The following is a 12,411-nucleotide window of genomic DNA, read 5'->3' on the forward strand; positions in this document are numbered from 1 at the left end:
AGGGAAGGTGTCAGCTATATGTCACAGCACGTTGAAACGAAATTAGCCCAAATCGGGAACCGAAGCGACGAAGTAACGGGAACAGTAAGTGCTCCTATTTATTTATCAACAGCATACCGCCACAGAGGAATCGGGGAATCTACAGGATTTGATTATGTCCGGACGAAAAACCCGACGCGCCAGCTTGTCGAGGACGCGATCGCCAGCTTAGAAAACGGAGCGAGAGGGCTTGCCTTCAGTTCGGGAATGGCAGCCATCCAAACGATTATGGCGCTGTTTAAAAGCGGAGATGAACTGATCGTTTCATCTGACCTATATGGCGGCACGTACCGTCTGTTTGAAAATGAATGGAAAAAATATGGATTGACCTTTCATTATGATAATTTTAGCGATGAGGACTGTTTACGCTCTAAGATTACGCCGAATACAAAAGCGGTGTTTGTGGAAACACCGACAAATCCGCTCATGCAGGAGGCGGATATTGAAAGGATCGCCCGGATCACTAAAGAGCCCGGACTTCTGCTGATCGTAGATAATACATTTTACACACCGGTTTTGCAGCGTCCGCTTGAACTGGGAGCTGACATTGTCATTCACAGCGCAACCAAATATTTAGGCGGGCATAACGACCTGCTTGCGGGACTTGTCGTTGTAAAGGATGAAAAGCTTGGAGAGGAAATGTTTCAACACCAAAATGCCATCGGCGCTGTCCTGCCTCCATTCGATTCTTGGCTTCTGATGAGAGGAATGAAGACGCTCAGCCTCAGAATGCGCCAGCATCAGGCAAACGCGCAGGAACTTGCGGCGTTTTTAGAAGAGCAGGAAGAAATTGCCGATGTGCTATATCCCGGTAAAGGCGGCATGCTGTCCTTCCGTCTTCAAAAAGAAGAGTGGGTCAACCCGTTTTTAAAAGCGCTGAAGACCATTTGTTTTGCGGAAAGCCTCGGCGGGGTGGAGAGCTTTATTACATACCCTGCCACACAGACGCACATGGATATTCCTGAAGAGATCCGCATCGCAAACGGGGTTTGCAATCGCCTGCTGCGTTTTTCGGTCGGAATTGAACATGCGGAAGATTTAAAAGAAGACTTAAAACAAGCACTATGTCAGGTCAAAGAGGGAGCTGTTTCATTTGAGTAATCACAATTGGACGCTGGAAACCCAGCTCGTGCACAATTCATTTAAAACAGACGGCGCAACAGGTGCGGTCAGTGTACCGATTCAGCACGCATCGACTTTTCATCAATCTTCATTTGAAGAGTTTGGCGCATATGATTACAGCCGCTCAGGCACGCCGACAAGAACGGCTCTTGAAGAAACAATTGCCGCACTGGAAGGCGGAACGAGAGGATTTGCTTTCAGTTCAGGCATGGCTGCGATCTCAACAGCGTTTTTACTTCTGTCGCAGGGTGATCACGTTCTTGTGACAGAAGATGTATACGGCGGAACCTTCCGCATGGTGACAGAGGTGCTGACCCGATTTGGCATTGAGCATACATTTGTCGACATGACGGATACAAACGAAGTGGCGCGGAATATCAAGGCAAACACAAAGGTCATTTATATGGAGACACCGTCAAATCCGACACTTGGGATTACTGATATTAAAGCGGTTGTCCAGCTTGCAAAAGAAAATGGCTGTCTGACCTTTCTTGACAATACATTCATGACACCTGCACTGCAGCGCCCGCTTGATCTCGGTGTGGATATTGTGCTTCACAGCGCAACGAAATTCTTGAGCGGCCACAGCGATGTGCTGTCAGGCCTGGCTGCTGTAAAGGATGAAGAGATTGGGAAGCAGCTGTATAAACTGCAAAACTCGTTTGGCGCCGTCCTTGGCGTGCAAGATTGCTGGCTCGTGCTGCGCGGATTAAAAACATTGCAGGTCCGTTTAGAAAAGGCGAGCCAAACAGCGCAGCGGCTTGCGGAATTTTTCCAGAAGCATCCGGCGGTGAAACGCGTGTACTATCCGGGGCTGTCTGATCATCCGGGCGCTGAAATCCATAAAGGCCAGTCAACGGGAGCGGGCGCCGTGCTATCTTTTGAGCTTGAAAGCAAAGAGGCCGTTAAGAAATTAGTAGAGAATGTATCACTTCCCGTCTTTGCTGTAAGCCTTGGCGCTGTGGAATCGATTTTGTCCTATCCTGCTACGATGTCTCACGCGGCAATGCCTAAGGAAGAGCGAGAAAAACGCGGCATCACAGACGGCCTGCTCCGTCTTAGTGTGGGTGTCGAACATGCAGACGATTTAGAACGTGATTTCGAACAAGCGCTAAAAGAAATTGCACCAGTAGCGGTTCGTTAAAAAAGAAGCCGGGAATGGCCCGGCTTCTTTTATTATTCATCATCAGGATTCAGAATCGCGAGGACTTGATGATCCTCCCAAACGCCGTTGATTTTCACATTTTTTCGGGCGATGCCCTCTTTATGAAATCCCGCTTTTTCCAATACACGCATGGACCCGAGGTTTCGGGGCATCACACCGGCTTCAATGCGATGCAGTTTCAATTCGCAAAACGCATAATCAACAACCAGCCTGACCGTTTCTGTCATAAGGCCCTTTCCATTATGGGCTTTGTCTAAAAAATACCCGATGAATCCAGTTTGCAGCGCCCCGCGGATGATTTGAAAAAGGGAAACCGTTCCGATTAATGTATCGTCCGACGCTGTAAAAATGCCGAAATGATATTCTGTATCTTTTTTCATTCTTTCCTGATACTCTGCTATCCTTTTTCTTTGCCCCTCAACCGAATAGTAATCGTCTGCGCGTATCATGGAAAACTGCTCAAAAAAATCTCGGTTTTCGCTTTGCAGCCGCAGATTTTCTTCCGCATCCTTTACTTCTAAAGGTCTTACATAGATGTTTTTCCCTTTTAACATATCAGTGATCTCTCCGTTCTCATGTCAGCATTCCTCTTACATTATTCTGAGGAAAGTGTAAAAATCCTTTTTATAAGAAAGAAGAAAACCAGTTTCCCATAAAGGTGCCGACATAGTTCCCAATTAAGTAGCCGAGCGTACCAACAAGCATGATCGGGGCGACAAGTTCCCGCCATCCCTTGGCAATTGCCATCGCAGCCGCTGTCGTAGGCCCTCCGACCGCAGCATTGACAGCAAGCAAAATTTCTTCAAGCCGTACGCGGAACAATTTTCCGACGGCTAAGGAAACAGTTAAATTGCTAATCGCAATCATAAACACAAATAATAGAATAAAAGGCGCATTGGTAACGATTAAGCGCAGATCTGCAGGAATGCCGATCACCACAAAAAACAAATATATCAAAAAGGTTCCAAGCTCTTGAGATCCATTAAGCCTTTCAAAAAAACGAGGGAATAGAAAAATGATAAGAACAGTTAAAGACGTGAGCATCAGATACTGATCGCCAAGCGTTCCGGTCAAAAGGGGATGAGAAAAAAGGCTTTTAAAAAAGCCGGAAATCTTCACACTAACTGCAATAAGCGCAAAAGCAGCACCGGCATTAAAAGCGATATCCTTTAAGGAAATGTCCTTCCGTTTCCAATAGCTTTCTGCACTGTTTCCGCTCTTTCCATCGGCTTTTACTTTTTCTTCAAACGGCATAGCATAATGCCGCTGAAACCATTTAACTGCAGGAATGCTGATTAATATAAAAAACAAAAGCGCCATCATAACATTATCAGCCACAACCGTAGCCGACACATATTCCCCCGGTGTCTCAAATTTTGCCGCCATCGCCGCAAAGTTGATCCCGCCGCCGATATATGAGGCGCTGATCATCCCGCCGATTTTATCGAGATAAGGAATATGCTGTTTGAAAAGAAAAAAAGAGAGAACGCTCCCAAGCACAGTGCCAGCAGAGCTAATCAGAAAAATAAACAGCAAACGCCTGCTTTCCTTAAAAATCTGCCGCACATTGATCTGGAACAGCAAGAGGGGAATCGCAAGCGGCACCACATAAGCCCATACGGCATCATATACAGGCGACTCAACAGGAAGCACCCCCATATTTGTAAACACCATTGCGCCTGCAAGCGCAATGATAGCGCCAGACACAGCGGACGCCCACTTAAAGCGCTGCTCCAGCCCGATGCTCACTGCCGCCCACACCGCAATAAACCCCCATAATACCCAAACATCATCAGAAGAAATCAAAGAATGCAAAACCCCATCACCCCTATTGTTAGAAAATTAAGACATATTATAATAGCCGATGAACAGAACAGCAAGTCCAAAAAAAAGTTTTTCTGAAAAAGCAGTTGACGAATAGAGGAGCAGGTTATATAATAGAACTTGTCAGAAAGACAACAACATACCCAGCAACACATACATATCATGATTCCGTAGCTCAGCTGGGAGAGCGCTACCTTGACAGGGTAGAGGTCGCTGGTTCGAACCCAGTCGGAATCATTAGTACAGGTCCTTGGTAATCCTTGATTATCAAGGGCTTTTTCTATATAACAGGATTTTTAGTGTGAAGTATAACAGATGAATTGGTGGCAGATTGGTGGCAAAATCAATCAGTTTAATTCCTATTCAATAAAAGTAAGAGGATTTTATGCATTATTTTTTTTGCCTTCAAATAAACTATCAAAATGACTAGCCGCTGCTTCATCAGCACTTTCTAAAGCATGACCGTAAAGATCCATCGTTATTCCGATTTTGGAATGGCCTAGCCTTGCACTGATGGTTTTCATGTGAACCCCTTGATTAATTAGCAATGTTGCGGAAGTATGCCTTAATTCATGGAATGTAATACTAGGAAGTTCGTATTTCTTTAATCTTTTTCTCCACCAAGAGGTTACACTTGTTGGATGCATGGGCTTTCCGATGTCGGTACTAAATAACAAAAATCGGTCCCCACCTTCCCATTTATCTCCTAATAGAAGCCTTTCCTTTGCTTTTATTTGCTTATAACGTTTCAGCTGTTCAGTGACCCCTTGTGATAAAGAAATGGTTCGAATTGAGTTTCTAGTCTTAGGTGCTTTGAAAATATGACCTTCTTCTTTTGTGTAAGTTAATGATTGTTGTACATAAATCTTCCCTTTGTCTAAATCGATATGACTCCATTCTAACGCTAGGATTTCGCCCCTACGCATTCCCGTGGTGATTGCTAAAGTAACAATCATTTTCCATTTCATATCCTCCTTACGTAAGTGCTCCATAAGCTCATGTACTTGTTTTTCGGAGTATACGTTCCCTTTCTTAGATTCAACTTTAGGTTTTTTAACATTAGAAACAGGGTTTTCTTTTATAACTTTCCATTCAACAGCTCTATTAAAGATATTACGTAGAATACGATAATGATATTGAATCGTTGCGGATGAGAGCCCACCTGTTTTATCATCACCCCTTGATCCGTCTTCTTCGAGCGTTTTCAAGAAGTCCAATATTTGTAGGGGTTTGATTTGTTCCATTTGTTTATGGCCAAACTGGGGTAAGATACGTTTATACAAGTACCTTGAGTATGTTTCAAAAGTATTGGCGGATAACTGCTTTTTCGCATATTTATCTTTCCATTCTTCTACAAATTGGGGAAATGTCATTTTCTGAGGAGCTATATATTCTCCCGTTTCAATTTCAACTACAAACTTAGCAAGTTCTTTTTCAGCCTCAGTTTTATTTTTACATTTTACGGTTTTAGTTTTTCGGATACGTTTACCTTTTGAGTCAAAGCCTACTGGGACAACCAAACGAAATGAATCTTTACCTCGCTTTTCTACATATGCCATTTGTATCTCTCCTCGATTGTACGAATTTATTAAATTTGGTCAGTTTTCGGATGGTCCAAAGACCTGGGTGCAATTTATATTTCTCTCATTCTTTCTCTTAAACGTTGTTTCTTTACTCGATTACTACAGGTTTCACTACAGTACTTCGTATCAGGTCTTGAGGGGTTAAAGGGGCAATAACAGGCAGCACATACCTTTTGCCTTTTGCTAACCAATATGAATACCAGTGTATATAGACAAGTTAATAAATCATTAGGAATCCAAGTTGGGGTCCCTTTTAACTCTTCTATTGGTAAATAAGGTTTATTTTGCTTAATAGAAATTTTATGGAAGCTAGGTTTCCACTCTATTTTTTCCTCCACCGACCAAGTAATAAAGTTAAAGCCCCAAAATTGATAATAAGGTATAGGGGTTCGTTCTAAATCTTCGTCGTTTACTTTGGTTTGAAACCGATGTTGTTTTTCGCTACCTGTAATTTCATGAGTATATCCCGCTTCAATAGCTGGAATATCATTAAGTAATCGATACGGCCATTTATCAGAGTGTAATTCTCCTAATTTCCTTACCTCAATCCACTTTACCATGTCTTCAAGGTTACCATTAATCACCGTACTGTATCTTTTAAGGAGTACAGCTATCTTGTTAATTTCATCCCAAAATTGATCAATGGAAAGCTTTTTTGTATCTGTATTCAGGAAACCCCAATTTTGCAGAAACCTCTCAAACAACCTTTTTTCATTCGATTTCTTCCTTCTTTCGTACGATTGAATTATGTCCGACAAAATGCCAGTTGTCTTATCAGCGATACCATTTTCTCCGAAAAAGTCATATTCCCTTAAAATATTGTCCTTCCTTATAGCAACAATACTTCCATGTTCCTTTTCCTTTATGAGATCAAAGTCATATATCCTCTGCTTATATAAGAGTTCAAAACCAAAATGATACTTTTCATTCATTAACAACAACTCCTTTTAAAATGTCCACCCCTTTTTGTATCTTAAAATCTATAATATTTCGGGATATTATTAGGATACAACAAGAATAACAACGATTCAATAAAATATAAAAGAGGTGGACTTTTTGACAAGTAATCTAGAAATACGACGTGCGATAAAAAAAACAGGTTTGTTTCAATGGCAAGTCGCAGAACGGTATGGAGTTAGTGAAAGTCAGTTTAGCCGAATGCTTCGTCGTGAATTACCTGATGAGGAAAAAAGGTTAATCCTAAATATCATTGAACAGCTTAAGGAGGGGAAATGATGAGTAATAAAAATAATATCTGTAACTTAAATGCTGAAAGAAATACAATGACGGTGGCAGAAGCAGCACGGTATGTCGGAGTATCAAAGGATTTAATTTATAAGATGGTTAGGGAGGGGGGAATCCCGTTTGTTCGAATTGGGAAAAGAAGAATACTGTTTAGAAAAGACTCAATCGACAAATGGTTGTGTAGTCAAGAAATATCCTATGACTCTAGAAATGAGGAGTGGGAGGGGTGAATACAGTTAGTAAAATTAGTGTTGAGGAATGGGGGCAGCCAATTCTATTTGATAACGACAACCTTCCCCTTTTTCCAACAGAAATCTTCCCCGATTGGCTGAAAGATTATGTTGAGGCCGTTGCAGAAGAGACGCAAACTCCAAGAGATACAGCCGCAATATTAGCGTTATCAATACTATCAACAGCGCTCTCGGGTAAATTTAAAGTTAACCCTGTAGGGAATTGGATAGAGCCTCTTAATCTATATACCTTAGTTATCCTTCCACCGGCCAACAGAAAAAGTGCAGTATTTGAATTGATGAAAAGACCAATTATAAAATTTGAAAAAGAGGAAAGAGAAAGGAAACAGCCAGAAATTAACAAAAACAAGGTGACAAGAAACTCTCTTACAAGAAGGAAAAATCAACTTGAGCAACAATTTATGAAAACATCAGATGAAACCCTCTTGAATGAAATAGAGTCAATTGAAGAAAAACTTGGCGAAAACTTGCAACTTACCCTTCCTAGGGTGGTGGTAGACGATGTTACCCAAGAGCGCTTAGTTGGATTATTAAAAGAAAATGATGGGAAAATATCAATCTTATCCGCAGAAGGAGGAATATTTGAAATTATTGGAGGTAGGTATACAAACAGTGGAAAAGCAAACTTAACATTTTTTTAAAAGGTCATAGTGGTGATTACTGTACTGTTGACCGTATGGGAAGAGAAGAAATAATAGAGGAACCGAAAATTACCATGGGTTTATTTGTACAACCTGATATTATCAAGTCATTTCCTAATAGTTTTAATGGAAGAGGATTACTTGCTCGATTCCTTTATTCAATACCAAATTCCATTGTAGGTAAAAGGAAAATTAGGCCAAAGCCCATAGAAGGAAACATTCTTGATAAGTACATCAATACTGTACTCAAACTTTGTGAATTTTCTCCAAGTGACACAATTCATCTCCAATACGATACTGAAGCTGACTCAATTTTACAAGCTATGCAGCTAGATAATGAAATAAAATTAAGAGAAGATGGTGAGTTGTCTGATATTCCAGATTGGGGCGGCAAGCTAATGGGGCAAATAGTTAGAGTAACAGGATTGCTACATTTAGCGGAAGTTTTCGGAGAAAATGAAAAATTGAATGGCGGTGACATACCGAGAATGATAAAGGTAAGCACTGTAAGCAAGTGTTCTAAGTTAATTAATTATCTTTCAGAACATGCCAAGTCTACCTTTGGATGTATGAAAATAGATCAGAGAGTAGAAGATGCAAAATATCTGTTGAAAGTAATACTGAATAAAAGGTCGGATGTAATCCTTTATCGTGACATCCAACAACTTACAAAAAAAAGATTCCCAACTACAGACACATTGAAATCGACACTTAGCTTTTTAGAAGGGAGGGAATTAATAAAATTAATTCAATCTAACAAGAAATATATTATTCATGTGAATCCACAACTACTTGACAATAATAAGTCTACCCCCGTTACCCCAAAGGTCATAGATTAATTGATTCTTAGGGATTTAATAAAATCAAACACAGGTCATAGAATTCCCCGTTTACCCCCATTTTCTTCTATAGGGGGGAAATGGGGAAAGGATGACTAAAACAGATATTGTTACGCACCTCATGGTTACAACAGTTTTCAAACATGGGGGTAATGGGGGTAAAAATAACCTCTAATGTGAAGAATTTTTTTAGTGTATAAAAAGACACTATTATACCTACTTTTTGTTAAAGAAAAATCGCTCTAGCCCTTGATATAACAATAATAGCATGGGAGATGAAAAAAATGTCTATATCGAAGGGGAATGTCCGTTTAAAAAAACCCCAAGATGTCAGGAGAATGCTTGCAAGAGTCATTAATGAATTGCTACAAGAAGAGCCCCCCACTATCGAAAGAGCCAGAGTGATTGCTACCCTATCCAATAGCATTATTAAAGCTATGGAAGTAGGGGAACTTGACGAAAGGATGAAAGAGATTGAAAAGCGGTTAGAGGTGGAAACTTCATGAAAATACGTCAAAGGATAATTAAATCGGAAAAGGTATTATCAACTATAAAATCAAAGCAAGGGAAAAATGAAATAAATCCTGTACTTTCGTGGTTAATTGAAAATAATAGAGAATTTAGGGAATGCCTTAAGCAGCTTTGGAGATTGAGGTGGAAGGCAGAACAGGGTACTTATCAGTGGGAGCGTTGGCAAGAACCGTATCGAGAACAAGCTGGAACTCTTGTTAAACGCATGGATGAGCTTTTAGAAAAACATAAGGATTGTTTTGACAATAAAACCTGAGGGAAGGATAGGGGATTATTGATGTAGACAGTATTTTAGTAATTTCAAAGGAAAGCACAAAAAAGACAAGCCCTTTAAGGAGCTTGTCTAAAAAACGTAAACATAAACATAGATATAAACCCAACGTTGAGGGTTCATCTATAAAGTATTGTAGCGAATGAACCATCTGAAAGGCAATAGAAAATAATCGTAGAAAGACCACAGTTAGGTAAAACAATAGCTAAGCAAAAAGGTGCTTTTAGAGAAGGCAAAGCCCAACATACATTCCCATATATAATCTAATTTGTAAAAATGAGATTAACCAGTTTATTAAAGCGGTTAACGAGGATTGGAAACAGGTTTTGAGTGATTTCCATCTTAATATGAGTGGAAATGGATTAGAATTGAAAGATGCTGATCTAAACAATCCTCTAGAATTTAAGTTAAGAAAAACGAGTGAATTGCCTCCATATGTACAAGATATGATAAATCAAAAAGATATAGATGTAACTAAATATGATGAAATATCGCATGTATTTTTACTTTCGCTTGACGACTTCCTATTATCAATAACATAGCTCCACATTATGCATCCTCTCAGCATATCAGTAATTAAGAAGGACAATAAACATATTGTGCATAACGTAAGCTTCTGTGAAGTTAAAAAGCCGTTAGGTTTCGATTGAACCTAACGGCTTTTAAATATAATCTTTCTTCAAGTTAATTGATGCATTTGGCCACATTTTGATTTTGAAAATATGGTAATTAATGTAGAAAAAGGAACTAGAATAATATATATTTATTGTGAAATAAGGTTGAAATTTCATAATATTTCGGTGGGAATATAGAACTATTTACTGGGGGACTAATAGATGAGACAAAGAGCTTTAAGTTTATTACGTGCAATGGTGAATAATCAAGCTGTCTTTAAAGAGGATCAGTTAGAAGCAATTGAATCCGTATTAAATAGAGAGAAGACATTGGTTGTTCAACGTACTGGATGGGGAAAAAGTATGGTTTACTTTATTGCAACTAAATTATTAAGAGAGCAAAATGAAGGACCTACAATACTTATTAGCCCTCTCCTTTCTTTAATGAGAAACCAGATTGAGTCAGCGAGGAAAATTGGAATCAATGCTGTGACGATAAATAGTAGTAATGACGAAGAATGGGACGAAATTGATGAACTCCTTTCTAGAAATCAATGTGATATTCTTATTGTTTCTCCTGAACGATTATCAAATCAACGCTTTATTAACAATACTTTACCTTTAATAGAGAATAATGGAGGAATTGGCTTCTTTGTTGTTGATGAAGCTCACTGTATTTCTGATTGGGGGCATGATTTTAGACCTGATTACAGACGGATTGTTAGGATTGTTAATGGTCTTTCTCCCAATGTTCCTATATTAGCTACCACAGCTACAGCAAATAACAGAGTTGTTAGGGATATAGAAGAACAGTTAGGGAATGACTTAAAAATAATGAGAGGAACACTAAAAAGAGAGTCATTAAGGCTTTCTGTTCTACATATGCCAGATCATGCAAAAAGGTTAGCTTGGTTAGCAGAACAGATTCCCCAAATGAATGGCACAGGGATTATTTATTGTACTACCATCGGAGAGTGTGACAGGGTTTCCAGTTGGCTTCAGAGTCAAGGAATTAATGCTCTTCCATATCATAGTAGATGTGAAGATAGAGAACTGCTAGAAAGTAAGTTAATTAGAAATGAAATAAAGGCCTTAGTTGCAACCGACGCTTTAGGTATGGGTTTTGATAAACCTGATTTAGGTTTTGTGTTTCACTATAGTATGCCTGGTTCATTAGTATCTTACTACCAGCAAATTGGCAGAGCAGGAAGGTCCCTATCTAACGCTGATGTAGTGCTACTTTTTTCAGAAGATGATAAATTTATACACGAAGGGTTTATTGATAGTTCTTTACCAGAACAGAGCTATATGGAAATAATATTGAGTTTATTGATACAGTATGGGGGACTTAGTAAGTATGAGTTATTATCTAAAGTTAACTTTTCAAATGGACAAGTTGATCAATGTCTAAAGTTGCTTGAAATAGATCAACTTGTCTTTAAACAAGGTACAAAATTTTATCGGTCAGCCAAACCAGTTACTTCTGAGTTGCTGAAAAATGAAAATGTGCACCAAACCAAGATAACTGAATTAAACAACGTAGTGGAATATGCCAATACAAGCGAATGCTTAATGAAATTTATTTCAGAGGAATTAGATGATATTGATATAGACGATTGCGGAAAGTGTCAAAATTGCATTGGAGACAGTATCTTTCCTGAGGAAGTTAGCAGCAGCCTGTTGTGGGCAGCAAATGACTTCTTGTATAATCAGCCATTTGTGATTGAACCTAGAAAACAATGGCCACCTAATGGAGTTGGGGGGCTAAGAGGGAAAATTTCTGTTGAACTAAGAAACGAAGAGGGAAGGGCATTGAGTCTTTATGGCACTGCTGGTATCGGAAGAATGGTTAAGGTAGCGCGATATGAAAATGGGTATTTTGGAGAAGGTCTTGTAGAGGCAACAGTTCGTTTTATATCCACTAAATGGGACATGAATCCTCAACCCCAGTGGGTTACTTCAGTTCCTTCTCTGCGAAATCCGTTACTAGTCCAAAGCTTTGCTAAAAGTGTAGCTGAAAGATTAGGATTACCGTACCTTGAAGTAATCGATAAAGTAAAGCATACTACAGAACAAAAGTATATGAAAAATTCATTTCTTCAAGCTTCAAATGTTATAGATGCTTTTTCTGTTAACCAAGTTTGTCCTTCCACGCCCGTTTTGTTAATAGATGATATAATGAATTCAGGATGGACATTTACTATATGTGGTGTTTTGTTAAGAAATGCTGGGAGTGGACCTGTAATTCCATTTGCACTTTCTACAACGCCAAATTGAGGTGCGTAA

Annotated in this window: 11 protein-coding genes, 1 tRNA gene and 1 pseudogene; 9 read left to right on the forward strand and 4 right to left on the reverse strand. The window is 39.5% G+C overall.

Annotated features, from left to right (window positions below; genetic code table 11):
* Positions 1–18: 18 nt before the first annotated feature.
* A complete protein-coding gene (metI, locus tag EFK13_RS06620; RefSeq protein ID WP_129506164.1) occupies positions 19–1,140 on the forward strand; it encodes a cystathionine gamma-synthase/O-acetylhomoserine thiolyase in 1,122 nt (373 codons plus the stop codon).
* Entirely contained in the window at positions 1,133–2,305 is a 1,173-nt protein-coding gene (metC, locus tag EFK13_RS06625) for a cystathionine beta-lyase (protein ID WP_129506054.1), read from the forward strand. The genes metI and metC overlap by 8 nt, the downstream gene beginning before the upstream one ends.
* 32 nt (positions 2,306–2,337) lie before the next feature.
* On the opposite strand, the gene EFK13_RS06630 is transcribed toward metC, so the two are convergent.
* Positions 2,338–2,880: a GNAT family N-acetyltransferase gene (locus EFK13_RS06630; RefSeq protein WP_129506053.1), complete on the reverse strand. Its 543-nt coding sequence runs from the start codon at positions 2,878–2,880 to the stop codon at positions 2,338–2,340.
* 70 nt (positions 2,881–2,950) lie between these two features.
* Complete coding sequence (locus EFK13_RS06635) at positions 2,951–4,141, reverse strand: DUF819 family protein (RefSeq protein ID WP_129506052.1); 1,191 nt, start codon at positions 4,139–4,141, stop codon at positions 2,951–2,953.
* 173 nt (positions 4,142–4,314) lie between these two features.
* Between EFK13_RS06635 and EFK13_RS06640 the strand changes: the two genes are divergently transcribed.
* Positions 4,315–4,387, forward strand: a tRNA-Val gene (locus EFK13_RS06640).
* Between the two features lie 146 nt (positions 4,388–4,533).
* Here the strand turns inward: EFK13_RS06640 and EFK13_RS06645 are convergent.
* Both EFK13_RS06645 and EFK13_RS06650 read right to left on the reverse strand, forming a co-directional pair.
* Complete coding sequence (locus EFK13_RS06645; RefSeq protein ID WP_129506051.1) at positions 4,534–5,709, reverse strand: site-specific integrase; 1,176 nt, start codon at positions 5,707–5,709, stop codon at positions 4,534–4,536.
* A gap of 74 nt (positions 5,710–5,783) precedes the next feature.
* Complete coding sequence (locus EFK13_RS06650) at positions 5,784–6,665, reverse strand: CGNR zinc finger domain-containing protein (protein ID WP_129506050.1); 882 nt, start codon at positions 6,663–6,665, stop codon at positions 5,784–5,786.
* Positions 6,666–6,789: 124 nt separating this feature from the next.
* Here EFK13_RS06650 and EFK13_RS06655 point away from each other — a divergent pair, with 124 nt between their 5' ends.
* The 6 genes and pseudogenes from EFK13_RS06655 (at position 6,790) to EFK13_RS06680 (ending at position 12,402) form a co-directional block, all read left to right on the forward strand.
* A complete protein-coding gene (locus EFK13_RS06655; protein ID WP_129506049.1) occupies positions 6,790–6,969 on the forward strand; it encodes a hypothetical protein in 180 nt (59 codons plus the stop codon).
* Positions 6,966–7,208, forward strand: coding sequence for a helix-turn-helix domain-containing protein (locus EFK13_RS06660; RefSeq protein ID WP_240034913.1), 243 nt, complete (start codon positions 6,966–6,968; stop codon positions 7,206–7,208). The genes EFK13_RS06655 and EFK13_RS06660 overlap by 4 nt, the downstream gene beginning before the upstream one ends.
* A pseudogene (locus EFK13_RS06665) lies at positions 7,205–8,709 on the forward strand (YfjI family protein). Before EFK13_RS06660 ends, EFK13_RS06665 begins: the two are co-directional and overlap by 4 nt.
* A 284-nt stretch (positions 8,710–8,993) precedes the next feature.
* Entirely contained in the window at positions 8,994–9,215 is a 222-nt protein-coding gene (locus tag EFK13_RS06670) for a hypothetical protein (protein WP_129506046.1), read from the forward strand.
* Positions 9,212–9,496: a hypothetical protein gene (locus EFK13_RS06675; protein WP_129506045.1), complete on the forward strand. Its 285-nt coding sequence runs from the start codon at positions 9,212–9,214 to the stop codon at positions 9,494–9,496. Before EFK13_RS06670 ends, EFK13_RS06675 begins: the two co-directional genes overlap by 4 nt.
* 851 nt (positions 9,497–10,347) lie before the next feature.
* Positions 10,348–12,402: a RecQ family ATP-dependent DNA helicase gene (locus EFK13_RS06680; protein ID WP_129506044.1), complete on the forward strand. Its 2,055-nt coding sequence runs from the start codon at positions 10,348–10,350 to the stop codon at positions 12,400–12,402.
* Positions 12,403–12,411 lie beyond the last annotated feature (9 nt).

Origin of the sequence: Bacillus cabrialesii (assembly GCF_004124315.2) — a bacterium.
Lineage (GTDB): Bacteria > Bacillota > Bacilli > Bacillales > Bacillaceae > Bacillus > Bacillus cabrialesii.